The 26,300-nt window shown below is 32.4% G+C and carries 22 protein-coding genes; 11 read left to right on the forward strand and 11 right to left on the reverse strand.

Translation table 11 applies throughout. The features are described from left to right. Position 1: 1 nt before the first annotated feature. From GQS07_RS06535 to tsaB, 5 genes are all read left to right on the forward strand, one after another. Entirely contained in the window at positions 2-547 is a 546-nt protein-coding gene (locus tag GQS07_RS06535) for a DUF420 domain-containing protein (RefSeq protein ID WP_158210121.1), read from the forward strand. A gap of 18 nt (positions 548-565) precedes the next feature. Beyond that, positions 566-793: a hypothetical protein gene (locus GQS07_RS06540; protein WP_158210122.1), complete on the forward strand. Its 228-nt coding sequence runs from the start codon at positions 566-568 to the stop codon at positions 791-793. A 95-nt stretch (positions 794-888) separates the two neighbouring features. Beyond that, complete coding sequence (locus tag GQS07_RS06545; protein ID WP_158210123.1) at positions 889-2,325, forward strand: TolC family protein; 1,437 nt, start codon at positions 889-891, stop codon at positions 2,323-2,325. 4 nt (positions 2,326-2,329) lie between these two features. Further along, positions 2,330-3,583 (forward strand): efflux RND transporter periplasmic adaptor subunit, encoded by a 1,254-nt coding sequence (locus tag GQS07_RS06550; protein WP_090405904.1) that lies wholly within the window; start codon positions 2,330-2,332, stop codon positions 3,581-3,583. Further along, complete coding sequence (gene tsaB, locus GQS07_RS06555) at positions 3,580-4,254, forward strand: tRNA (adenosine(37)-N6)-threonylcarbamoyltransferase complex dimerization subunit type 1 TsaB (RefSeq protein WP_158210124.1); 675 nt, start codon at positions 3,580-3,582, stop codon at positions 4,252-4,254. The genes GQS07_RS06550 and tsaB overlap by 4 nt, the downstream gene beginning before the upstream one ends. Before the next feature lie 388 nt (positions 4,255-4,642). Here the strand turns inward: tsaB and GQS07_RS06560 are convergent, their stop codons facing one another. Together GQS07_RS06560 and GQS07_RS06565 are read right to left on the reverse strand one after the other, a co-directional pair. Further along, entirely contained in the window at positions 4,643-5,410 is a 768-nt protein-coding gene (locus GQS07_RS06560; protein ID WP_158210125.1) for a mechanosensitive ion channel family protein, read from the reverse strand. Positions 5,411-5,413: 3 nt separating this feature from the next. Beyond that, on the reverse strand, positions 5,414-7,414 hold the full coding sequence (locus GQS07_RS06565) for a thioredoxin domain-containing protein (protein WP_158210126.1): 2,001 nt from the start codon (positions 7,412-7,414) through the stop codon (positions 5,414-5,416). A 149-nt stretch (positions 7,415-7,563) separates the two neighbouring features. Between GQS07_RS06565 and GQS07_RS06570 the strand changes: the two genes are divergently transcribed. Beyond that, entirely contained in the window at positions 7,564-9,843 is a 2,280-nt protein-coding gene (locus GQS07_RS06570; protein ID WP_158210127.1) for an inorganic phosphate transporter, read from the forward strand. 273 nt (positions 9,844-10,116) lie between these two features. Here the strand turns inward: GQS07_RS06570 and GQS07_RS06575 are convergent, their stop codons facing one another. Beyond that, positions 10,117-11,016 (reverse strand): NifU family protein, encoded by a 900-nt coding sequence (locus GQS07_RS06575; protein ID WP_158210128.1) that lies wholly within the window; start codon positions 11,014-11,016, stop codon positions 10,117-10,119. A 113-nt stretch (positions 11,017-11,129) separates the two neighbouring features. Between GQS07_RS06575 and GQS07_RS06580 the strand changes: the two genes are divergently transcribed. The 3 genes from GQS07_RS06580 to GQS07_RS06590 are packed head-to-tail and all read left to right on the forward strand — an operon-like array spanning position 11,130 to position 15,397. Continuing rightward, positions 11,130-13,820, forward strand: coding sequence for a T9SS type B sorting domain-containing protein (locus GQS07_RS06580; RefSeq protein WP_158210129.1), 2,691 nt, complete (start codon positions 11,130-11,132; stop codon positions 13,818-13,820). 7 nt (positions 13,821-13,827) lie between these two features. Next, positions 13,828-14,838: a type IX secretion system membrane protein PorP/SprF gene (locus GQS07_RS06585; RefSeq protein WP_158210130.1), complete on the forward strand. Its 1,011-nt coding sequence runs from the start codon at positions 13,828-13,830 to the stop codon at positions 14,836-14,838. A 46-nt stretch (positions 14,839-14,884) separates the two neighbouring features. Then, complete coding sequence (locus GQS07_RS06590) at positions 14,885-15,397, forward strand: gamma carbonic anhydrase family protein (RefSeq protein WP_090405455.1); 513 nt, start codon at positions 14,885-14,887, stop codon at positions 15,395-15,397. Positions 15,398-15,535: 138 nt separating this feature from the next. Here GQS07_RS06590 and murI read toward each other — a convergent pair whose 3' ends face one another. From murI to GQS07_RS06630, 8 genes are all read right to left on the reverse strand, one after another. Beyond that, positions 15,536-16,315: a glutamate racemase gene (gene murI, locus GQS07_RS06595; RefSeq protein WP_158210131.1), complete on the reverse strand. Its 780-nt coding sequence runs from the start codon at positions 16,313-16,315 to the stop codon at positions 15,536-15,538. Between the two features lie 66 nt (positions 16,316-16,381). After that, positions 16,382-16,897, reverse strand: coding sequence for an OmpH family outer membrane protein (locus tag GQS07_RS06600; RefSeq protein ID WP_158210132.1), 516 nt, complete (start codon positions 16,895-16,897; stop codon positions 16,382-16,384). A gap of 35 nt (positions 16,898-16,932) precedes the next feature. Beyond that, entirely contained in the window at positions 16,933-18,192 is a 1,260-nt protein-coding gene (locus GQS07_RS06605) for an OmpH family outer membrane protein (protein ID WP_158210133.1), read from the reverse strand. Between the two features lie 28 nt (positions 18,193-18,220). Then, positions 18,221-20,887, reverse strand: coding sequence for an outer membrane protein assembly factor (locus GQS07_RS06610; RefSeq protein WP_158210134.1), 2,667 nt, complete (start codon positions 20,885-20,887; stop codon positions 18,221-18,223). Between the two features lie 11 nt (positions 20,888-20,898). Beyond that, positions 20,899-21,639, reverse strand: coding sequence for an isoprenyl transferase (locus GQS07_RS06615; RefSeq protein ID WP_158210135.1), 741 nt, complete (start codon positions 21,637-21,639; stop codon positions 20,899-20,901). Further along, complete coding sequence (locus tag GQS07_RS06620; RefSeq protein ID WP_233269323.1) at positions 21,640-22,428, reverse strand: DUF6089 family protein; 789 nt, start codon at positions 22,426-22,428, stop codon at positions 21,640-21,642. It abuts the gene before it with no gap. A 96-nt stretch (positions 22,429-22,524) separates the two neighbouring features. After that, complete coding sequence (locus tag GQS07_RS06625; RefSeq protein ID WP_158210136.1) at positions 22,525-23,412, reverse strand: NAD kinase; 888 nt, start codon at positions 23,410-23,412, stop codon at positions 22,525-22,527. Between the two features lies 1 nt (position 23,413). Next, positions 23,414-24,082 (reverse strand): CBS domain-containing protein, encoded by a 669-nt coding sequence (locus GQS07_RS06630; protein ID WP_158210137.1) that lies wholly within the window; start codon positions 24,080-24,082, stop codon positions 23,414-23,416. 93 nt (positions 24,083-24,175) lie between these two features. On the opposite strand from GQS07_RS06630, the gene GQS07_RS06635 reads away from it, so the two are divergent. Both GQS07_RS06635 and GQS07_RS06640 read left to right on the forward strand, forming a co-directional pair. After that, positions 24,176-24,889, forward strand: a complete 714-nt coding sequence (locus tag GQS07_RS06635; RefSeq protein ID WP_158210138.1) for a pyridoxine 5'-phosphate synthase — start codon at positions 24,176-24,178, stop codon at positions 24,887-24,889. Continuing rightward, positions 24,889-25,665: an alpha/beta fold hydrolase gene (locus tag GQS07_RS06640; RefSeq protein WP_158210139.1), complete on the forward strand. Its 777-nt coding sequence runs from the start codon at positions 24,889-24,891 to the stop codon at positions 25,663-25,665. The genes GQS07_RS06635 and GQS07_RS06640 overlap by 1 nt, the downstream gene beginning before the upstream one ends. Positions 25,666-26,300 lie beyond the last annotated feature (635 nt).

The raw sequence follows: 26,300 nt of genomic DNA on the forward strand, positions 1-26,300 counted from the left end.
AATGGAAAATAATACAAACGTAGAACAAAAGTTTAGTAAATGGATTTGGGTATTGTCTGTGGCAATCCCAGTAGTAGTAGCAATATTATTTGGAGTAAATCTTCAGAAGTTAGGGTACGATGTTAAGCCATTAACCTTTTTACCTCCAATTTATGCAACAATTAATGGTATAACAGCTGTATTACTTGTATTAGCAGTTCGTGCTATTAAAAAAGGTAATATGAAGTTACACGAGCTATTGATTAAAATCTGTATGGGTTGTTCTTTAGCTTTCTTAGCAATGTATGTAGCTTATCACATGACTTCAATTGAGACAAGTTATGGAGGAGAAGGGATAATTCGTTATGTTTATTTCTTTATTTTGATAACGCACATAATGCTGTCTATTATTATCATTCCTTTTGTACTATTTACTTTTGTACGAGGTATTTCAGGTTCATATCAAAGACATAAAAAATTAGCGCGTATTACATACCCAATGTGGTTATACGTTGCAGTTACTGGAGTAATTGTGTATTTAATGATTTCTCCGTATTATATACATTAATTTCTAAAGCGATAAGCAATGAAAAAAATTGGTTGGATTCTTTTTATTTGCTTTTTGTCTTTACAAAATATACAAGCACAGTGTGCAATGTGTAGAGCGTCTCTTGAAACAGAAGAGGGAGGAGTAAAGGCTGAAGCAGTAAATGATGGAATCGTCTACTTGATGTTGTTTCCTTATCTTTTGGTAGGATTAGCTTTATTTTTCAGTTATAAAGTCTATAAAAGCAAAAAAGTTATAAAACAGTAATAAAAAACCGCTACTTATAGCGGTTTTTTTTATTACTTTATACAACAGTAACATAATGTTTGTTTTTTTGTCAATTCTGAAAAATAATTAGATTTATGATTAACCGATATAGAGTAATTGCAATTAGTTTTTTTATTTATTTATTGCCTCAATATATTTTAGCACAAGATAATTATTGGTCTTTACAAAAATGTATAGAGCACGCTATAGATAATAATATTAGGATTAAACAATCTAAACTTGATGAAGAAAGTGCTGTAATTAATAAGGCTATCGCTTTTGGTAATTTCTTGCCAGGCATCAATATGACGGGAAATCATTCGTGGACTATAGCTGATCAACCCAATCAAGTTACAAATTCTATCGAAAGTCAAACAATTCAAAGTAGCAGTTTCGGAGTTGGTGTCAATGTGGATATATACAATGGACTTCAGAATCAAAATTTGTTAGTCAAATCGCGTTTAGCACATTTAGCCTCACAATATAAACTTCAAAAAATGAAGGAGGATATCGCTTTGAATGTGATTAATTCATACTTGCAGATTATTTTTAACAAGGAATTAGTTCGTACAAATAAAGTACAACTTGAGTATGATGAAAGTCAGTCTAAAAGAACAGAAGAGCTTGTAGATGCAGGTGTAGTTCCGGCTGGCGATTTGTTAGAGGCTAATGCAACTGTAGCTGTAGCTACACAAAGATTAATTGTTTCTCAGAACGAATTAGTAATGGCTCGGTTAAATTTAGCTCAGTTACTACAAATAAATGATTACGAAGCTTTCGATGTTATTGATTCAGATTATGAAGTTGGAGAAAGTGCTGTGTTAATCTATACACCTGAAGAAATAAAGTCAAGAGCATTTGAGGTTTTAACAATTGTAAAGAATGCAGAAGCTGAAGTAGATATTGCTGAGCGAAATGTAAAAATTAGCAGAGGTGCTTATTTACCTCGATTAAGTGCTTTTTACAATTTGGGAACAAATATCAATTATCAAGATAGATTGGTAGGTATAGAAAGTACTGGAACAAGTAGTACAATTGGGTATGTAGAAGGAACAAACCAACGTGTTTTACAACAAAATACAATGGGGGTGTTTGGCGGACCAGATTCCTTTTTTAGTCAGTTCGACAAAAATAAAACATCAAGTTTTGGACTAAGCCTTGCTGTTCCTGTTTTTCAAGGGTTCTCAGTTAGAAATAATGTAAAGTTGAGCAAGTTGAGATTGAAACAGATTGAGAATGAAAGAGAGGTTGTGATATTGAATTTAGAGCAATTATTATTTAAGGCTTATACAGATACCCAAAGTGCATTGAAAACCTATGAAGCAAGTGTTGTAAGTTTAAAAGCAAGAACACAATCTTTAGAGTATGCAAAAGAGAGATATGCTGTGGGATTAATCAACGTTTTTGAACTCAATCAAAATCAAAACTTATTAGTTACAGCTCAATCGAATTTATTAAAATCCAAGTATGATTATATTTTTAAGACGAAGATATTAGAGTATTACTTTGGAATACCATTATTTAAAAATTAAGATTATGAAAAAGAAATACATTGTTGTTTTTATACTTTTAGTTATTATAGCTATTCTGTTATCTGTTTTTGTTTTCGGAAAGAAAGAAGAATTAACTACGATAGAGGTGGTAACACTTGAAAAATCTAATATCGTTGAAACCGTATCAGGTACAGGAAAGATTCAACCTGAAATAGAGATAAAGATTTCTTCTGAAGTATCCGGAGAAATCATAAATTTGCCAGTGAAAGAAGGTCAAGTTGTAAAAAGAGGTGATTTACTTGTAGAGATTAATCCTGATTTATATACTTCTGCAGTAGACCGTATGGTTGCTATGCTGGCTACAAGTAAAGCTGGATTAGAGCAAGCAGTAGCCCAACTGAAAGAAGCGAAGTCAAATTATGATAGAAATGCTCGATTATTTGAAAAAGGAGTAATTTCTCGCTCAGAGTGGGATAAGGTAGTTCGTGCGTATGAAGTTGCTAAAGCAACACAAAACTCTGCTTTTTACAATGTAGAGAGTGCTAAAGCAGCCTTAGCAGAATCTAAAAGTAATTTACTAAGAACAACAATTTATTCTCCTGCTTATGGTACAATTTCACGAATAGATGTAGAGTTGGGAGAACGTGTTTTAGGAACACAGCAAATGGCTGGGACAGAAATATTGCGCGTTGCCAATTTGAATAGTATGGAAGTTGAAGTTGACATCAATGAAAATGATATTGTAAAAGTAAAGCTTGGAGATGAAACACGAATTAATGTTGATGCCTATTTAAAAAAGGAGTTTAGGGGAGTAGTAACAAGTATTTCAAATTCTGCTTCAAATGCAACTTTATCATCAGATCAAGTAACTACTTTCAAGGTAAAGATTAAAATACTGAGAGAGTCGTATGAAGATTTGTTAGATAATAGTATTGAGAACTATTCGCCTTTTAGACCAGGAATGACTGCTGCTGTAGATATCATTACAAATGTGAAGAAAGATATTCTTGCTGTACCAATTAGTGCAGTAGTAATGCGTAGTCCAACAGATACTCTTTTGTCTAAAGAAGAAGGGAAAAAGGCGTTAGTTAAAGACTTGATGCGAGAGGCTGTTTTTGTTAATGACAACGGTATAGCAAAACTTAAGTTTGTAAAGACAGGTATTCAAGATGATGCTAACATTCAAATTATAGATGGCGTTAGTGCGAATGATGAAATTATAACAGGACCTTATTCAACTGTTAGTAGAACGCTCCAAAATGGAGATAAAGTTAAAGTAGAAAGTAAAAAAGAATGATAACGATTTTAAGTATCGAAACAGCAACTAAGAATTGCTCGGTTTCTTTGTCTGTAGATGGTCAATTGATTGAATGTAGAGAAATAGCTGAAGAGAATTTTTCTCATGCAGAAAAACTACACGTATTTGTTGAAGAAGTATTAAAAGATAACGGTAAAAGTTTAAAAGATTTAAGCGCTATTGCAATAAGTCAAGGGCCAGGTTCATATACAGGATTACGTATTGGTGTATCTTCTGCAAAAGGACTTTGTTATGGTTTATCAATTCCAATGATTGCCTTGGATACATTAGAAGTTTTGGCTCGTCAGATTAATGTTGAAGGGGGATTAATTATTCCGATGTTAGATGCAAGGAGAATGGAAGTTTTCTCAGCTGTATTTGATTCAACATATAATAAAATTGCTCCGATTGAAGCAGTTGTTGTTGATGAAAATTCGTTTGCAGATTATAGTCAAACAAATACTTTACACTTAATTGGTGATGGTGCATTGAAGTGTAAAGAAGTTTTAAATGGAGATAACTTTATTTATTACCCTGAGAATATTTATCCTTCTGCAAAAGAAATGTGTTCAATGGCTCATAGTAAGTTTTTAGCTAATGACTTTGTAGATGTGGCATATTTTGAACCTTTTTATTTGAAAGATTTTGTTTTAATAACAAAGAAAAAATAACATAACCTAATAGGTCTATAACGAAAGGCTCAAGTTTAAATACTTGAGCCTTTTTTGTTTGGTCTAAAATGAGGTGCGTAGATTCTTATAAAATATTTCGATTTTGAAACTCTTGAAACCTTGTGTTTATAAGGCTTTGTGCAGTGGTTAGTCGTAGATAAGTCGCAGATAAATCGGAGATTGTTCGCAAAAAAGGCCTCTATGTGAGGTATCTACGACTTATCTCCGAGTTATCTCCAACTAATGTATGTTTAAAACCTTGTTGATTATTATAAATAAATCTGTTTTTAGGGTAATTAATAGAATCTAATCAATCACTTTTTGTTTGTAAGAGGTGAGATGAAAAAGAACAGCTGTCGTTCATAACAAAGACAGCCGTTAGTATGTATTATAGGGAATCAGTGATTTCTTTAGCTTTAAGTAAAACAAAAGAACACACCGTATTGTAATTGTCGTTTTCTACCCAGACCTGCACATTGTACGTAATCTTAGTATCTAAAAGTTCTTTGATAAGAATACGTGGTTTGGGTTGAGAGATAATCATATCGTGATTATCTAATTCAGCTTTTAGTTGTTCTATAAAATCACTCGTACTCTTAACAAGATTCGTTTGTACAAAAATTTCAGCTCTTCTTAAGTTGTTTTGAGTTATGTTTTTTATTTTTCCATTAGATAATACACCATTTGGGATGTAGATAATGTTATTTTGATAATTGACAATTTGTGTTGAGAAAATATGAATTGCTAAAACTTTACCCGTCTCTCCTTGTGCTTCAATCACATCTCCAATGCGAAAAGGTTTAAATAAAATGATTAAAACACCTCCAGCAAAATTACTAAGAGATCCTTGTAATGAAAGACCAATAGCTAAACTCATTGCACCAATTATAGCAACAAAAGAGCTTGTTTGAATTCCAAGTTTTGATGCAATAATAACAAAAAGTAAGATGCGCAATCCCCAAATCAATACATCCAAAATAAAGCTCGAAAAAGTTGGGTCTATTTTATTTTTGACAAAAATCTTTTGCGCTAATTTTTGAAGAAACTTGATTGCCCACATTCCTAATCCTAAAATGATTAGAGAGGTTACTACCTCTGGAATGAACGCAATAAAGTTCTCTATGTATCTCGTAAGTAAATTATCTAATTTTTCCATAAGTTATAATGTGTACTTTTCTAATGCTGTAACGTTTTCTTCTGGCTTTAAACAAGAAGAGTTCATACAAATATAATGTAAAGTTGAATCGCTATTTCCGTATTTTGCTAAGTAAGGAATAGTAGAATCCGTAGTTGAAGAAAATATAAAAGCACGTGAAATCATTTTATCTCTGATTTTTAAGGCTTGTTTTTTGGCATTTTCTCCAACAAAAGACAATTCAATTGGGTGTTGTAAATATAAATCAAGTAACAACCAATGTGAGTAAGCAGAAGGATAGTCAATCTGAGACAAAACTACTTTGGTCATATCTGTTGCAATTTGAGTATAATGAGCGTTTTCAAATAGTACACCTAATTTTAATAAATTCATTGCCATAATAGCATTTGAAGACGGAATTACATTGTCTTCAATTTCTACTGCAGGAGTAATGTTTTTATTTGTTTTTGCACTATACAAAAAGAACGAGCTTTTGTGATCTAAAAACTTGTCAAGTGATAAGTCTACTATGTTTTTGGCGTGTTTGATATATTTTTCCTCAGCTGTGTGTTCAAAAAGATTAATTAGAGCTTGAATGTAGAAACCGTAATCATCTAAAAAGGCTTCAATTGTAGCTTTGTCATTTTTGAAAGTTCTAAATAGGCCACCGTCTTCACTCCATAATTTTGAGTGAATAAAATCTTCTAATTTGATTGCACGATTTAGGTACTCTTGATTATGCGTTGCAGTGTATGCATCAAGTAATCCAGTAATCAACATAGCGTTCCAAGAAGTAATTGTTTTATCATCTAATCGTGGTTTTGCGCGTAAATTTCTTTTTTCTAAAAGAAGAGCTTCCCACGCACACTTTTTAGAGTACAAGTCAGATAACGCTATATTTTGTGAAAGCGCAATTTCTTCTAATGATTTATTTTGAATTAAAACGTATTGTCCTTCTTCCCAATAACCAAATTCATTGATATTAAAGACGATGCTAAAAAGGTCAAAATCATCTTGTAAAAACTCCTGTAATTCCTTTTTTGTCCAAGTGTAAAATGCTCCTTCAACAAGTTTGCTGTTTGCATTTAAACTATCAGCATCCAATGCAGAATAAAAACCACCTTGCTTATTGTCCCAATTTGTAAAAATAAACTTGATTGTTTTATCAATTATTTCAGAGTATAGTGGGTTAGAAGTTCTCTTGTAAGCATCTGCATAAACACTTAATAATTGCGCATTATCATATAGCATTTTTTCAAAATGAGGAACGTGCCATTTGAAATCAACAGAATATCTTGAAAAACCACCTTCAACTGTATCGAAAAGGCCACCATAAGCCATCTTTGTTAGTGTAAGGTCTATGTGTTCTAATAAATCGTTATCACTTTTTAAAAAGCCTAATTTTTGAAGATAAAGTAAGTTAGTGGGCATCATAAACTTAGGAGCTCTATTATACCCACCATATTCAGGATCAAAGCTGTTTTTCCATTTGTCAAGAACAATATCCAGATTAAATCTACTTTCTTCTTTGTATTGTGGCGCTAAGCTTAAAATAGAAATACCTTCACTTAGTTTTTCTGCAAAGTCAATCACAGTATCTTTTCTATCGCGGTAAAGATTTTTTAGTTGTTCTAAAGAATCTGTCCAAGCTTCTTTTTTAAAATAAGTTCCTCCCCAAACAGGACGACCATCAGGCAAACAAACAACATTAAGAGGCCAACCACCTTGTTTAGTCATAAGTTGTACTGCTTTCATATAAAAGTTGTCAATATCTGGATGCTCTTCTCTGTCTATTTTAATTGAGATATAATGCTCATTCATTAAGGTAGCAACTTCTGCATTTTCAAAACTTTCGTGTTCCATAACGTGACACCAGTGACAAGTAGAATAACCAATACTAACAACAATCAATTTATCTTGTTGTAAAGCAGACTCTAATGTTTTTTGATTCCAGGCTTTCCAATAAATTGGGTTATTAGCGTGTTGTAAGAGGTATGGACTGTTTTCAGTATGTAGTTCGTTCATTTTTTTGTATTTATAAGTAACATTGAAAGTTACGATTTTTGAGAATGTAAATTTAGCAACAAAAAAAAGAGAAATGGTAACATTAAGTTAACATCGGAGTGGATAATTATAGTCAAATTTGTTTCATACTTTAATTAAATAAATTTTAAATGGAACAGATTTTTATAGTAATGCTTATTGCTTTAGGGCTTTTAGCAATTATAGATTTAACTGTTGGGGTTAGTAATGATGCAGTAAACTTTTTAAATTCTGCAATTGGTTCAAAAGCTGTTACTTTCCGTACAATTATGATTGTGGCCTCGTTAGGTATTTTAGTCGGGGCGTTATTTTCAAGTGGAATGATGGAAATTGCTCGGAGTGGTATCTTTGTGCCGAGTATGTTCACCTTTAACGATGTGATGATTATTTTCCTCGCCGTAATGATTACTGACGTTTTATTGTTAGACGTTTTTAACTCATTAGGTTTACCTACTTCAACAACAGTTTCTATTGTTTTCGAATTATTAGGAGCTGCAGTGTGTTTAAGTATTATGAAAATTGTAGCCAATGATGATAGTTGGGCAACATTACCAGCGTATATCAACACTGCTAAAGCCACAGAAATTGTAGTAGGTATTTTATTATCGGTATTATTATCGTTCTCAATTGGTACAGTTGTTCAGTATTTTTCTCGTTTGATTTTTACTTTTCAAGTTGAGAAGAAATTAAAATATTTTGGTGCTTTATTCGGAGGGATTGCTATTACTGCAATTACTTTCTTTATTTTAATAAAAGGTTTAAAAGGAGCAAGTTTCTTGACAAAAGAGACTAATATGTGGATTGCAAACAATCAGTTAACAATCATTTTAGTGAGTTTTGTTTTCTGGACATTGTTTTCACAAGCATTAATGAGCTTCTTAAAAGTAAATATATTACGAGTTATTATTGTAATTGGAACTTTTGCTTTAGCATTAGCGTTTGCAGGAAATGACTTAGTAAACTTTATCGGGGTGCCTATTGCAGCTTTCCAATCTTACCAATTCTTCGCCTTATCAGGTCAGTCAGCTGACACTTATATGATGGGGAAATTAGCAGAGGAAAATGTAGTTGCTCCTTTTTACTTCTTAGTAATAGCTGGATTAATCATGGTTTATACCTTGTGGACATCTAAAAAAGCTAAGAATGTAATTGAAACAGAGATGAGTTTAGCTCGTCAAGATACAGGATCAACAGAAGAGAAGTTTGCGCCAAATAGTTTATCTAAATTCATCGTTAGAACTACAGTTTTAATCGGAATGGGAATTAACTATTTTTTACCAAAGTCACTTCAATTGAAAATGGATAGTCGTTTTGAGCTTCCTAAAAAAGACAAGAAATCGTCATCTAAAGATGAGCCAGCTTTTGATATGGTACGTGCTTCTGTAAACTTAATGGTTGCGAGTATTTTGATTTCAATTGGTACATCTATGAAGTTGCCATTATCTACTACTTATGTAACATTTATGGTTGCAATGGGTACATCATTTGCAGATAGAGCTTGGGATAGAGATTCTGCAGTATATCGAGTAGCAGGTGTGTTTAATGTAATTGGTGGATGGTTTGTAACTGCTATTGTTGCTTTCGTAGCTGCTTTTATTGCTGCCTATATTTTGAAAATAGGAGAAGTTTATGCTGTAGTTGGTATGTTAATCTTAGTAGGTATTTTATTATACAGAAGTAATAAAAACCATATTAAGAAGACAAAAGAGAAAGAGGCAAAAGAAGCTAAACTTGATAAGGTTGATATTGTAACTATTCAAGGAGTAGCATCAGAGAGTTCTTCACAAATTGCTAATGTATTGACTCGTGCGAATGAGTTATATACAACAGTAGTTGATGGTGTAGCACTTCAAGATCTTAACCAACTTAAGAAGAGCAAGAAGCAATTGAAGAAGTTGGAGAAAGAAGTAGATGATTTAAGAGGTAATGTTTACTTCTTTATTAAGAACTTAGATGAAACATCAGTTGGAGCAAGTAAATTCTACGTGTTGACTTTAGGATATCTTCAAGATATGATTAAAGCAATTAGTTTTATTGCACAACATAGTTTTACTCACGTTGATAATAACCATAAGAAATTAAAATTCAATCAGATTAGAGACTTAAAACTGATTGATAAAAAGTTACAAGATCTATTTGACAAGATTGTTGTTTTATTCTCTGAGGAGAAGTTTAGTGAAATCGACGATATCTTGAAAGATAAAGAGGAGTTAATATCTGCTGTTGATAAATTGATTCAAAAACAGATTATTCGTATTAGAACTACGGAGACGAGTCCTAAGAATAGTAAATTATATTTCTCAATATTATTTGAAACAGATGATTTAATTAAATCTACTATTGGTTTATTAGAATTGTTTAAAGATTTTGAGATTGATGTTAAGAGGAAGTCATTCATAAGAATGAACTAATCTATATTTAGTTAAAGTAGGGAGGCTATCGGATACGGTAGCCTCTTTTTTTATTCAATAAGAGATTGATACTTAATGTAAGTGTATTCTCTATTCTTGAAAGCAGGGATTAAAGTTGAGGTGTATTGTTTTAAATGAAAAGGAGTGCGTGAGTTTTAATTTGTAGGAATGAATGCCTTTTAGAAGGTTGCTATATTTTACAGTTTACAAGAGGTAAAAAAAATAGGCTGTCTATATTTAGACAGCCTATTTAATATAAAAAGTTTAGGATTATTATCCGTTGTATGCTTCAACAATGATTTCGTTGTCGTGTAACATTTGTCTAAGCATATTTTCAATTCCATTTTTCAATGTGAAAGTAGAAGAAGGACACCCACTACAAGCACCTTGTAACATTACTTGAACTGTATTTGTAGCTTCGTCATAGTTTTGAAAAGCAATATTTCCACCATCAGCTTGTACTGCAGGTTTCACATACTCTTCTAAGATATTGATGATACGTTGAGACTTCTCGTCTAAAGAATCAAAGTGTTGTTCTTCGTGCTCTTCAATTGCTTTTGTATCTGTAATTAATGACTCATCAACTGCTAAGTTTCCGTTTTCTAAAAATTCTTTGATAAAAGATCTTGTAGAGTTTACGAACTCATTCCAGTCGTAAGCATCATATTTAGAAATAGAAACATAGTTCTCATCAATAAAGATTTCTTTAACAAAAGATAGTTTGAATAATTCTTTAGCAAGAGCAGATGAACTTGCTTCATCAATATTTTTGAATTCTACTCCTTTTTTTGTTAATAATTTATTAGCAACGAATTTTAATACTGCTGGATTTGGTGTTGATTCAGCATAAATTGTAATTGGTTGCTTTTTTATTTCTTTTTTAGAATCTATTAGGATTTTCTTACCTTTAGCGATGAAAAGTTCAATCTGATCAGCAACGGTCTCTTTTACTTCATCCCATTCAACAATTGAAAATTTTTCGATGGCGATAAAATTATTTGAGATATAAACCGTTTTAACAAAAGGAAGGTAGAAAAGTTCTTTCGCAAGAGGAGAGTTTGCAGTCTCGTCAATGTTTTTGAACTCATAGTTATCACCTTTAGTTATAAAATCTGGTAAAACAAATTTTATAATAGCTGGATTTGACGTATCTTGAATTTGTATTTTTGACATATTATTTTTGTTTTTTCAAAATTAACAAAGAAAAATTCTAAGTGTCACGAAGATAAGATTTTTAAACATTTAATTAACATTAGTAAGCAATAACAATTTAATATAGCGGTAAAATGGGCAAAAGAAAGTGGCTTTTATTATTTGTACTTTTTAGTTTCTTATCAGTAGGAGCTGTGGTAAGAGGTACAAACCCTTTTGATTATCTGGGTAAGACAGAATTAGCTGAGGTTTATAACGATCAAGATGAACAAAAACCTGAGGTTAAAGTTGGTGAACCATTTAATATAGAGCAGTGTCTACCATCTAATATTGCTTCTGGAAATTTTAGAGTATTTCTTGGCGAAGCTGTTAAAAATAGAGTAACTGGCGCTACAAAAGATAAGAATGGTGATGAAATTGTTCCAGAAGGACATGTGTTTCATTTTTATAATACACAAGAAGATGCAGTTGCTAACAAAAATGCCATTTCTGAGATTCTTTTTATCGAGAGATTTGATCCTGCTACTTCACCAATTACAAAGTGGTTGAGAGTACAATCTGTTGTTAATCCACAAAAAAACAGAATTATTAGTTTTCAAATTATTGTTAAAACGGAGAATTGTAAGCTTGACGATAAAGTGACAGGACGTCCAGATTTGTTCAAATGCGCAGATGATAGTGGTATAGGTACCTTTAGTTTGACAGATATGGCAAATTATTTTTACTATGGGCAAGAATCTAAACTTTATGAAGTAGTTAATGGTAACAGAGGTAAAGAAATTACTATTGATAAGTTTAAAGATTATGAAGCTCAGGATGGTCAAGTAGTAGAAGTAGAGGTGAAAGAGGCAGGAGAAACTGTAACAAGAAGGTTTACATTATATGCAGAGTCAGTTAATTTAAATTCTAACGAAGTTTCTTTACATTCATTGGAAACTAAAGTCGAAGGAGGTAAAGTATATGGTAAATTTAATTTAAATGAGGCAAGAGCACAATTGCTATCGAAAGATGAAAATGTTGATTATTATATAATTTCATTTTTTAAGAATCAAGATGATGCAGATAGAAATCAGAATGCTATTGCTACAAATGAGCCAATAGAAATGGCGAATGGTTCTAATATTTATACACGAATTTTGAATAAGTTATCTAGAGTACCAAATGCTTGTCCTAATACTAAAAAAACAATTAGTTTATTAGTTACTGATAAACTAAAAATGCCTGAATTAGAAAATTTAACTTATTGTGATAGTAATCTTCAATCATACAGTTTGGTGTTGACAAATCAAAATAAAGTGATGACTAAGTGGATTCAGGATGAGTTTCAGGGAACATTTGTTACTTATGAAGAAGCAGGAGTTGTAGGTTTTGATCCTAAGGGGAAATATACAGTTGGATATTTTAATACTAAAGCTGACGCTGAAGCAAATCAAAATAGAATAATTGGAGCTGAAATAGTTGTAAATATTAATGAAGCAAGAGAAATTTGGACAAGATTAACTGAATTAGAGACGGGGAATTATAATACAGCATTCTTTTATGCTTCGTTAGGCTATGACGACATTTCAACTTACAAATTTGACAAAAAGAATTTCAGATTTTGTCAAAGTGATAAGGAAAATGAAGGCCAATATTACTTTGTTAATCTTAGAGCTTACGACTACTATTCTTTAGGGAACTTTATAATAAAACCACAACCACCATTATATCCAGAAGGTGCTAATGTAACCGTAGCTTATTATGAAAGTGAAGAGGATGCTTTAGCTGATATAAATCGTATTCCAGAGGAGAAAGTAACTAAATATCCTATAATGATGGGAAAAAGTTCTGATTTACTTTGGGCTAAGGTAGTGATGAAAGACGGTTTCAGCTGTGGAGCTAATAATGCAAGTTCTTTTTATGCAACATTAGGTACAAGTCCAGAAGTAGAATATTACCCAATTGAAAGTAGATTACAATTATGTAAGAATTCTGATAACGGAGAAGTTTCTGATCTTACTTTAGGGGTGACTAATAAAGATCATTTAAATCGTGATATTAAAGTTACTTGGCAGAAGAGAGAGTTTGATGCTACAAGTAATTCTTATTGGTTTAGGAGTATTAAAACTATTGAGACAGCTCCTTTTGAATATAATGTAACCGAAGCAGGTACATATAGAGCTTTAGTAGACTTTAAAAAAGAACCTTTTGGTCTATCTAAAGAAGATGAAACAAATGAAAATGAGAAGCCAGCAGAAGGAGTAACGATTGTTTCTTGTAATGTAAACAATGTATGGACTGTAGAAGACTTTATGTCTGTTGTAGTTGAAAATACAGACTCTACAGGTATGATCAATTCTTTAGATGTTAATGAACAAGGTCAAGCAGCTGTTGTTATTGGATTAGCAAGTGGTACTACAAGCGGGTACGAGTTTAGAATTGACACAGGAGCATTCCAACCGTCAAGTCATTTTTACAATGTTCCGATTGGAGAGCATACTGCTTGGGTACGTGATATAGCATCAGGATGTTCTGCATTTACTACGTTTTCTGTTTTCGGTTATCCAAAGTTCTTTACTCCAAATGGAGATGGATATAATGACACTTGGAATATTCCTGGATTACAAGGACACCCAGAAGCGAGAATATACATTTATGACCGTTATGGTAAATTGATAAAACAAATGAGTCCACAAGGAGAAGGATGGGATGGTACATTTAATGGAAAACAATTACCTTCAACAGACTATTGGTTTACAGTAGAGTTTACTACTGATTTTGTAGCCAATAAAGAATTGGATGGACGTAAAGTAAGTTACAAAGGACACTTCTCTTTAAAAAGATAATTAAGTTATGAAGAAGATATTTAGAAAACGTTATTTAGCTGTAGCATTGTTATTGTCGCAATTTGGTTTTGCACAAGAAGGCTTATCTGTGTACTCAGAATATTTGGCTGATAACTATTATCTTTTACACCCTGCAATGGCGGGTATAAAAAATAGTACTCAAGTTAGGATGACAATGAGACAACAATGGAATGATGTAGACGATGCTCCTAAGTTGATGACTTTAGCTGCGAGTAGTCGTTTAAGTGATAATTCAGGTGTTGGTATTATTGCCTTTAACGATAAAAACGGTTATCATAAGCAAACAGGTTTTAAAGCAACTTATGCTTACCATATTTCGTTTAGTGAATCTCGTTATGATTTGAATCAATTGTCTTTTGGTATGAGTGCTGGTTTTGCTCGTACAACTTTAGATGAGTCTGAGTTTGGAGGTAGTTTTGATCCAACTATAGGAGGAGGAATAGAAGCTAAGGACTCTTATTTCTCAGTAGACTTTGGAGCTGCTTATCATTATAGAAACTTCTTTTCTATGTTGACAGTGAAAAATGCAGTATCAAGCACGCAGAAGATGTATTCTGATGCAGAAAGTAACAATCTACGTAAGTATTTGTTAGGAGCAGGGTATAGCTTTGGAAACACTAAATATGGTACGGGTTGGATATATGAACCATCTGCTATGTTCCAATATACTGAAGAGACACAAGAGAAAACAATGGATATAAATATGAAAGTTTATAGACAGTTTGATTTTGGTAGAATATGGGCTGGAGTATCATACAGAACAAGTCTTGATGGTGCAGATCATATTGAAAATGGTAAAACAAAAACAGAAAGATTACAATATATTACTCCATTAGTAGGAGGAAATTATAAGAATGTAATGTTCTCTTATTCTTATTCACAGCTAACAGGAGATGTAACTTTTAGTAATTCTGGTTTCCACCAGTTTACAGTAGGGTTTAATTTATTTCCAAAGCGTACGAGTTTAGAATGTAATTGTCCAGGAGTAAAAGACTAATTAAAAAAATCCCGATATTTATCGGGATTTTTTATTGCACTATATTATGATTATAAAAGAAGTAAGAGGTAAAAGTCCTCAGATACCGGAAGATTGTTATGTAGCAGAGAATGCTACTATTGTTGGAGATGTAAAGTTTGGCAAGAATTGCAGTGTTTGGTTCAATGCTGTCATTAGAGGAGATGTAAATTCAATTGTTTTAGGAGATAAAGTAAATGTACAAGATGGAGCAGTGGTTCATTGTACATACGAAAAGCACCCTACAATAATCGGTAATAATGTTTCGATAGGACATAATGCATTAGTACACGGCTGTGTTATTCACGACAATGTATTAATTGGTATGGGAGCAATAGTGATGGATAATTGTGTGGTACATAGCAATACAATTATTGCTGCGGGTGCTGTAGTAACACAAAACACAGTTGTTGAATCAGGTGCTATTTATGCAGGAGTTCCTGCTAAGAAAGTAAAAGATATCAACGCTTCAGATTTTGGAGGAGAAGTAGAACGCATAGCTAATAATTATGTTATGTATTCAAGCTGGTACAAGGAATAAAGAAGTAAACTATATAGAACAAAAAAGGTCAATACTCAATTGAGTATTGACCTTTTTTATTGAGATCATATGCAAAGTCAACTATTTAAAAAATTCAATTAACTTTATATCTAATTGGGGATATGGGGTGTTTATAAACTAAAACTCTCTGTGTTCAATAATACCATCAGATGGAGCAAACTCTTTTAAGATATTCAAGTCGTGATTCGTAAAAAAGTAGTTTGTTCCTTTTGTAGTACGATTAGTAAGTAAGTCAAGCTCACTTAGTACCTTTTTAGTCTGTTTAGCAACAGCTTTACCTGAGTCAATAATTTGTATTCCTTCTGGTATTATAGTTTCTATAATTGGCTTTAAATAGGGGTAATGTGTACATCCTAAAACAAGGGTGTCAATTCCTTTCTCTACCATTGGGTTGACATAAGAGGCTAATAGTTTTTTCATTTCGTCAGAATGTATTTTTCCTGACTCGATGAGGTTGACTAAATTATAGCCGATTTGCTCGATTATTTCAATATGAGGGTACTGTTTTACTTTCGCACTATAAAAGTCGCTTGTAATGGTTCCTTTGGTAGCTAAAATACCAATCTTAGATGTCTTTGTTAGAATTGTAGCTGGCTTGATAGCAGGTTCGATTCCAATAATAGGAACTTGGTATTTTTCTCTCATTTCTTTAACAGCATTAGTAGTAGCTGTATTACAAGCAACAACGATAATTTTACAATCAAGTGATAATAAATAATCGATGTTTTTAAAAGAAAGATCTACGATTTCTTGTTTTGGTCTTATCCCATAAGGCGCATTACGTTGATCGCCAATAAAGATAGTATCTTCATTTGGCATTAAAAGACTTACTTCTTGCCAAATAGTGGTTCCGCCAATGCCGGAGTCAAATAAACCTATAGGATTGTTTTTATTCATATACAAATATAAAAAAACCACTCTTGATAAAGAGTGGTTTAAATATTTTATTCTTTTTTTTAGGAATTATTTTACTCCTAATTCTTTTTTAACGTCAGTGATTAAATCTGTACCATCAGCTAAAAGAACCCCTTGTCCGATTGAAGAATCCATAATATATTGGAATCCTTTTGCACGACCAACTTTTTGAATAGCAGCTAAAGCTTTTTCATAGATAGGTTGAGTTAATTCTAACTCTTTCTTTTGAAGGTCTTGTTGAGCAGTAGTTTGGAATTGTTGAATTCTTTGTTGTAATTCATCAATTTCTTTAGCTCTTTCTTCATTTTTAGCATCACCTACAGTAGCAGCTTCTCCTTGGTATTTTTGAATTTTAGTTTGGTATTCGCTCATCATAGTTTCAAAATTCTTCTGATATCCCTCACCAATTTTCTTTAATTCAGCTTCTGCATTTTTCATTGCTGGTAACTCAGTCATTAATGCTCTTACATCAACGTGTGCTACTTTCGTTTGAGCCATAACAGCAGTTGAACTTACACCTAAGAACATAACAGCTGCGATTAATAAAGATTTCATTTTTCTCATTGTCTCGATTTTTGATTTTATAAATTTCTTGTTATTTACTTATTTTTAGCCTCTTCAGCTTGTTTTAAAGCTTCCGCTTTTTGTTTTTCAATTCGTTCTTTACGTTCTTCTTGATCTTTCAGAATTCGTTGACGTCTTTCTTCTTGTTTGCGTTGATTTTCGTCAATTAATTCTTGTCTGCGTTTCAGAGCTTCTTCTTTTTTACGTTTTTGCTCAGCTTCTCTTTTCTCTTGAGCTAATCTACGCTCTTCTTTTAATTTTTCAACATCAATTGCTGATTTTTTAGAGTCTTGTTCAAGAGCTTGTAATCTTCTACGTTCTCTTTCTTCAGCTAATAAACGCTCTCTTTCAGCTTTTCGTCTGTCTGCCTCTTCTTTTTGTTCTTCAATGGCTTTTATACGATCCTTGATTGCTTGCTGTTTATTTTCTTCTTGCTGTTCTCTTTTTTGCTCAGCTTCTTTAATTTTCTCTTGCTGTAATTGTTTCTGAGCGTCTATTTTTTCTTGTCTTTCTCTGGCAAGTCTATCTTGTTTTTCTTGCTGAGCTTTAATTTGTTCTTCTCTTAAACGTAAAGCTTCTTGTTGTTTTTGATATGCAGCATTAGTAGAAAGTTCTTCTTGACGTTTCTTTTCTTCAATGCGCATTATGCGTTCAGCTTCTTCTTTTCTACGTTTTTGTTCTTCACGACGACTTTGTCTTAATGACATTGCATCTTCAATTTCTTCTTCTTCTTCAACAGCTTGTACTTGCTTTTTGCTCATACCCTGTTTTCTACGAGAAGTAGCCATTCTTCTTAGAACAAGGTCACTAATATCGTGCCTTTTTGTAGCTAAGACCATTGTAGCTTCACTATTTTTATCAAGAACGTAGTCAAATTTTCTTGCCTCAGCTATATCTTCAACCACTGAAAACACTTGGTCTTGAATAGGTTTAGCGAGCATAACTTTCTGTGTAATTAAATCTCCACTGGTACCGAATCTTTTTTGTTGGTATTGAAAAAGTTCATCTTCTAAAATGGTGATTTCTTCCTCTTTTTCCTCAATTAATTCCCGAGTTAGTAGAATTCTTTCCGCAGCTAAATTATCTTTTAACTTTTTAATTTCTGCTTTTTTCTTGTCTATATCTGCTTTCCAAGTACCAGCTCTTTCGTCTAATTGACTTGTTGCCTCTATATATTCAGGTGTCTGACTTAATATATATTCCATATCAATATAAGCCACACGAGCACTTCCTCCTTGTGCAAGGAGAAAGGTAATATTAAATATACAAAAAATAAAGGCTAATAGCGTTCTCATTTTAATCAAATTTTATGCAACAAGTACATTAAAACGATTGACCAAGGATAAAGTGCGTTTGCCATCCACTTTTTTGAGTAGTTCCAGGAACTGTATCAAATCCATATCCGAAGTCAATACCAAGTAAACCAAACATAGGCATAAATACTCTCACACCTAACCCTGCAGATCTTTTAAGTTCAAAAGGACTGTATTGTTTGAATGATTCATAAGCATTTCCTGCTTCAGCAAATGACAATACATATACTGATGCACTTGGTTTTAATGTAATTGGGTAACGTAATTCTAACGAGAATTTGTTATAAATAGTACCTCCAACTTGTTCTCCTCTATCATTATATGGAGTTAATGTTTGGTTTTGGTAACCTCTTAATTGGATAACCTCACGTCCATCCAAAGAGAAGTTTGCCATACCATCTCCACCTAAATAGAATCTTTCAAACGGAACAACACCACGATCATTGTTATATGCTCCCATAAAACCAAAATCAGCAGTTGTTCTAAGAACTAACTTATCAAAAACTGTTGTGTACCAGTCTCCTTTAAATTTCAATTTATAATATTCTAACCAGTTAAATCTTTTTTGGTCAACTTTAGCTACATCAGCAGCAGCGTCTTCCCAATTGTTAACAGGTCTGTTTTGTTCATTTAAGTACGTTCCTTGAGGAATAGTTGTTCCTGTTACAGGATCAATAGAATTCGCTAAAGCACGTCTTTTGTACTCTTCTTGGTTTCCTAAGTTTTTGTAGTCAATATTGTTGAATAAAGAATACGGTGCAGTGAATTTACCACTAATACTGAAGAAAGATCCAAAAGTAGGGAAGATAGGGTCCATACCACGGTTATCTCTTCTTAACTCAATTTGATAAGACAAGTTACGAGAAGCACCATCACCAAAAGTAAATAGTCCTGTGTTGTAATTGTTCATATCATAATATTGGAAACTCAATGTATGAGATAATACGAAATAATCATCAGGTACATTTAATTGTTTAGCAATACCAAACTGTAACGTTGTAATATTAAAACCTCTACTTCTGTCTGTACGTCTATTTACATAGTCATATAGGTTTTGTTTACTATAAGCAACAGTACCAAAGAAGTTGATTGGTTTACGTCCACCAAACCAAGGCTCAGAGAAACTTAAACTATAGGTTTGGAAATACGTACTTCCTTGTAAACGTAAAGCCATTGTTTGTCCGTCTCCCATTGGGAAAGGTTGGTATGATTTTTTGTTAAATATATTTCTCAAAGAGAAGTTATTAAACGAAAGACCTAACGTACCGATGAAACCACCTCCACCGTAACCACCTTGAAGCTCAACTTGACTTGAACCTTTTTCAGCTACTTGCCATTCAACATCAACAGTACCTGAAGATGGATCAGCATTTTGGATATCTGGGTTAATTGCTTGTGGATCAAAGATGTTTAAAGAACCAAGCTTACGCATTGTTTCCATAACTAATGCCTTATTCCAAGTTTCCCCAGGTCTGGTTCTTAAGTCTCTATATACTACGTGGTCGTGTGTATGCTCGTTTCCTGATACAGTTACATTATTAAATTTAGCAATTGGTCCTTCAGCAATTCTAATTTCGAAGTCAATTGTATCGTTTGCTGTTTTTACTTCAACTGGCGTAATACGAGAGAATAGATAACCATTGTTTTGATATTGGTTAGTAATATCAAAACCATCAGGTCTTGTATTGTCTTGAATACGCTTGTCTAAAAGAATACCGTTATACGTTTCTCCTTTTTGAATACCTAAGATATTTCTTAACTGACTATTAGTGTAAACTGTGTTACCAATAAAACGAATATCACCGAAGTAGTATTTATTTCCTTCAGTAACATCGATATTAATAGCTACGCGATTTGTTTTAGGATCATAGTCTGTCGTATCAGCAATGATACGAGCATCACGGTATCCACTTTCTTTATACTTATCAACAATCTTAGTTAAATCTTCTTCATATTTATTTTTGATAAACTTAGAAGCTTTAAATATACGCAATGGGTTAAAAGGACTACGTTCTTTTGTTTCCTTCATTGCTTTTTTCAGTTTCTTATCTGTCAACTGTTGGTTACCATCAAAAGTAATTTTCGAAATACGTACTTTTTTACCTCTATCAATACCAACTAATAAGTCTACTTTTCTATTAGTAGAATCTGAAGCAACAGTATTTAAAGTAACTTTTGTATTGTAGAAACCATCTTTCTTATACTTGTTTAACAAGAAGTATTTTGTTGTAGATAAGAAGTTATCATTTACAATTTTACCTTTAGTCAATTTAGCTTCTTTAATAAGCGCTTCTGACTTAGATTTTTTGAAACCTTTAATTTTAACACTGTTTAAACGAGGTAATTCATTAAGCGTTAACTCAATGTTTATAGTATCGTTCTTTACAGATGTCTCATAAATATTAATGTCAGTAAAAGAACCAACGTTCCATAGCTTTTTTAAAGCATTAGAAATTTCTTCTCCTGGCACTGCAATTTTCTGCCCTTTGTTAAGACCAGTGAAAGTAACTATCGTCTGAGGATTTAAGCTAAATTTTCCAGATACTACAATATCTCCTAACACATAGTGCTTAGGAGCTTCAAAAGAAGGGATGTTTATACTATCCTGTGCTTGAGCACTAGTATATATTAAACCTGCGATAAACAGTGCAAAAAGAGATGTACCTTTTTGAAACATTAGATTCGTTTTTATTTAATTTGTTCACTCGTTTTTCCAAATCTTCTTTCCCTATTTTGATAGGTAAGAATGGCTTTGTAAAGTTCTTCTTCAGTAAAATCTGGCCAAAGAACTTCAGTAAAATAAAGTTCAGCATAAGCTATTTGCCAAAGCAAAAAATTGCTAATACGCTGCTCTCCACTTGTTCTAACTAATAGATCTACATCAGGTAGGTCATTAGTGTAAAGATGATTATTAATAACTGATTCGTCAATATCAGCTTCCGAAATTAAGTTATTTTTAACTTTAAAAGAAATTTCTTTTACAGCATTAATTAATTCGGCTCTTGAACCATAGCTCAATGCTAAGGTTAAAGTCATATGGGTATTGTCTTTCGTACTATCGATTACCTCTTGTAAAGTTTCTTGAACTTTTTTAGGAAGAAGTGTTAGATCACCGATAGCATTTAATTTGATGTTATTCTTGGTGAAAGTAGGTAATTCTTTCTTTAAAGACTTAACTAATATTTCCATTAACTTCTGTACTTCAAATCTTGGTCTATTCCAATTTTCAGTAGAAAAAGCATAGAGTGTTAAGTTTTTAATCCCCATAGCAGCACATTCACTAATTGTAGTACGTACTGATTTTACACCATTTTCGTGGCCTATAGTTCTTAGGAATCCTTTTTTCTTAGCCCATCTACCATTACCATCCATAATTATAGCAATGTGTTGGGGGATGTTGTTTACGTCTATTTGTTCTTTCAAATTCATTTAGTCTGCACAATAACAAGGGTTTTTACCAAAAGTGTAGCTTAGTGTTAAGCTCGAGTAGAAAAACCAGTCGTTTCCATTTTTTCCAAAACTGTAGGATTTTCTATTTTCTTGTTTAGGGTGACTACCATCTAAGTTATCTGTAAATGTATAGTTCGCCGCTACTTCTGCGTTTAAATTCAATTGTGAAGTAAGTCTAAGCTTAATACCCCCAGCAAAAGGAATCGCAACAGAATTTGTTTTAGAACCTCTAACCAAATCAGTAGATTTTTTATTCAATTTATCAAGATCATCAATTCCTGTTGGATCATATGACTCAATCGGTTCAAAAGTCCTATAGTGTAAGTCATTATAGCGAATACCAGCAACTCCAATATATAAATAAGGAGTTAACCCAAAGTTTTCTTCGTGTAAGTCAAATTCAAAGAAATTGAATTCAACACCTACCGCAACTTGTTGAATTGTATTTGTAAAACTATATCCTCTTGCTTTTCGGCTTTGCATATCTGATTTGGCATCATTGCCTGATATTTTATTTTGCGAAATGCTTACTTTGTAAGAGTGACGGGGACTTCTATTCCAACGATAAAAAGCATTGAAACCTACATTTGTAGGGTCTATGTATTTAGTTGACCCAACATCTCCAACATAATTAGAGCCACCAACTCCAAGTCCAACTTCGTGGATTTGTGCTTGAGCAATAGTAGCCGTAAATAACACTAAAAGAGATATTAGGATTTTGTTCATTCTGTTAAAATAATTTGCAAATATAGTAATATCGTATTTCAAAAGAGTAACTTTTTACGTAGGATATTCACATATATGGTGCTTTCTGATTTTTAAAACGCTAAAACTAAATAAAAAGTATAGTTCGAAGCATTATAATTAATTTCTTTTGTCTTCTCCCCAAAGAAGTTTGTTTCTCAATGTTTTAATAAAACTTTGATTAGGGAATTCTACAAGGTCAATAGTAAACGGTGCTTTTGATATTGTAATTTCCGTATCATTATCTACTGCTTCTGTTGTAGTGTCTAAAGAAACTAAGAATTGTTTTTCCCTTGAACTCACGCGTAATTTAATTGTCAAATTATCTCTAATTACTAAAGGCCTAACATTTAGATTATGTGGCGCTAAAGGAGTAAGTACAAAACACCCTGTTTCAGGTTCTATAATTGGACCACCACAGCTAAGTGAATATCCTGTAGAACCAGAAGGTGTTGAGATTATAAGACCATCTGCCCAATAAGTAGCTAAAAACTCATCGTCTAAATAAGTTTCAACTGTAATCATCGAAGTTGTGTTTTTTCTTGACACAGTAACTTCGTTTAAAGCAAATTGTAAATCAAATTTATTGTTTTCTTCAGGTGTACATTGTAAGCTTAAAAGAGAACGTTTAGACTTTTTAAATTCATTTTTATACAACAAAGGAATTTGTTCTTCTAAATTATCGTGCTGTACATTGGCTAAGAAGCCAAGACGCCCTGCGTTAATTCCCACAACAGGAATATTTGTGTTTTTAATGAAATTAGCTGCTCTCAGTAATGTTCCATCTCCACCAATCCCTATAAAAAAATTCACATCACTTGTTAGGTTATTTGAATTTCCAAACGTTTCATATTCTTTGTCAAGAATATTTTGTTCCTTCAATAGACGGTAAAATCCTTCTTCAAAGATAATTTCAGTATTATCATAATTTTGAAATAGGTTTAGTAACCTGCGTACAATATTTTGTACAATAGGTTTACACGTCTGTCCATAAATCGCAAACTTCATATTATATGTTTAGATATTTATTTAAGTAATCAGATCTTTCTTTTAAATCATTATAATGAGAATCATCTAAAAGATTTGTCTGTATTTCATAGTTGTAACGGCGTAAATCATCCAATATTACTTGGGTGTTAACGCCATTTGTTTTTATTAGAATATGGAACATATCATTACTCGCTTCAAGTAATAGAATTCCTAAAATCTTAGCATTATTGCTTTCAACAATTTGAGTGATTTCAGTAAAGCTATAATGTTGTAGGTGTTTTGCTACAACAAAAGATGTGCCTTTTTCTTCAAAAAACAAGGTTTTACTCCATTCATTTAAAAGCGTTTCCTTTGAAAAAACGCCAAGTAAAAAACCATTTTCGTCAATTAGAGGAATAACATTTGTATCATTTTTATGAAACAAATCAAAGAAATCAAAAGGGTTGAGGTCATTGTGATTTACTAAGCAAAATTTTTCTATGTCGTACATAATGTCTTCTACAGATTGATCAGGAGAAGCATTCTGTAAATCTTCTAATAAAATATTACCAAGCCAATTGTTGTTTTGGTCAACAATAGGAAAATGGGAAAACGAACAATCTTCTAATTGAGGAAGTATTTCCTCGATTAAAGTGTTCAATTTGCAGATAGGTAAATCTGTGGTAAGTAAATTTTCTGACGCCAACATAATACACTCTCTAATTTAGTAGTGCAAAATAATCAAAAATAAAACAATAGACGTTAATTATAGTTTGTATTTTTGTGTTTAAAATTTAAAAATATGACTAAGCTATCTGTTAATATCAACAAAATTGCTACTCTACGTAATTCAAGAGGAGGAGACGTTCCAAATTTATTACAAGTAGCAAAAGACGTTCAGAAATTTGGTGCTCAAGGTGTGACTGTTCATCCAAGACCGGATGAGAGACATATTCGTTACCAAGATGCAAGAGATTTAGTGGACGTTGTTTATACGGAATATAATATTGAAGGTAATCCAATGGATGATTTCTTGAAGTTAGTTTACGAGTGTAAGCCAACTCAAGTTACTCTTGTTCCTGATGCAGTTGATGCATTAACTTCAAATGCTGGATGGGATACAATTAAACATAAAGAATTTTTAAAAGAAGTAATTGATGAGTGCCGATTAAAAGGTATTCGTACATCAATCTTTGTAGATCCAGTTTTAGATATGATCGAAGGTGCTAAAATAGTAGGTGCAGATCGTATTGAGCTTTACACAGAGGAGTTTGCTTACCAGTATGGTAAAGGAAATGAAAAGGCAATCGAACCTTATGTAAAAGCTGCAGAATTAGCAACTGAGTTAGGATTAGGTATTAATGCTGGACACGATTTGAGTCTTGATAATATCGCTTTCTTTAAAAATAATATTCCAAACCTTTTAGAAGTGTCTATTGGACATGCTTTAATTGCAGAGTCTATCTACTTAGGAATTGAGAATGTAGTAAATATGTATATCAGAAAATTATCGTAATGGCAGATATTCTTTATTCAAAAATTGAAGGAGAAGGTGGGATTCCATTTCTTGTAATTCACGGTTATTTTGGAATGTCTGACAACTGGAAGACATTTGGAAAACAAATGGCTGACCAAGGATATGAAGTTCATTTGTTAGACTTGAGAAATCACGGGCGCAGTTTTCATTCAATGGATTGGTCTTATGATTTAATGGTGGAAGATGTAATACGTTATATGGATCATCATAATTTAGCTAATGCAATTGCTTTAGGGCACTCGATGGGAGGGAAAGTAGTAATGAAATTAGCGGATAGATACCCTGATCGTATTACTAAGTTGATTGTTGCTGATATTGCACCAAGACAATATCCTCCACATCACCAAATTATTATTGATGCTTTAAGTAAGGTAGATTTTACGTTGAAGCCATCTCGTGGAGATGTAGATGATTTATTGCGCAATGAAATTAAAGAAGATGGTACACGCTTGTTTTTAGCAAAGAGTTTGTATTGGAAAGAACCAGGGCAATTGGCATTTCGTTTTAATTTAGATGCGTTTAGAGCTAATGAAGAGGTAGTAGGTGAGGCGTTAGAAGAAGATGCTTATTTTTCGAATCCAACATTGTTTATAAGAGGAGGGAATTCTAATTATATTCAACAGTCTGATGAAGAAATGATCTCGAAGCATTTTCCAAATTCTGAAGTGCAAACCATTCCAAATGTAGGACATTGGTTACACGCAGAAAATCCACAAATGTTTTACGAAATAGTAAAAGATTTTTTAGAGAGATAAGTAATCTTTTTTAGAGATTATTAAATGAGATATAAAAGGTAAGTAGAGTAATCTGCTTACCTTTTTTTATTGGTATCTATTTTAAAATGTAGATAGGGCGGTTGTGTTTTTTACAGGCCTTATTAAATACCATTGCAAATACTTTTTAGATATTCTTGGAGTGCTTGTAAATACGGGGGCTGTAAGGGGTTTGGTTATACCTTGTTCGAGACAAGTTCGAGATAAGTACCACATTCATTCGAAAATCGACCTTTTTACCGAATGAATGTGGTATATGTGTGGTACTTCTTTCGAATATGGTAGGGACAAGTATGGGAGATAACGTGTTTTATTGTCATCGAGAAAAATAGAACAAGTAATTTTAATAATCGAAGATGCTCTTTTTTGACAGTTTTGTGTAATTCGAGGAATAATGACTTATTTAAGTAGAATCCCCGTTGTTTAGTGTTTTTTGTAGGTTGTAAAACTTTAACAGAGAGGAAAGTATATATAAAATGAATATTTTTTAATATAAAGTAGCTGTGGGGAGTATTTTATTTATTGGTTAAAATATATTTTTTGTTCAAATTTAGTTAATCTTATTTTAGTATTCTTTGTATTTGTGTGGTTTTACTAATTAAAAATTAAAAGAAGGA

Origin of the sequence: Myroides phaeus (assembly GCF_009799805.1) — a bacterium.
Taxonomy (GTDB): Bacteria; Bacteroidota; Bacteroidia; order Flavobacteriales; family Flavobacteriaceae; genus Flavobacterium; species Flavobacterium phaeum_A.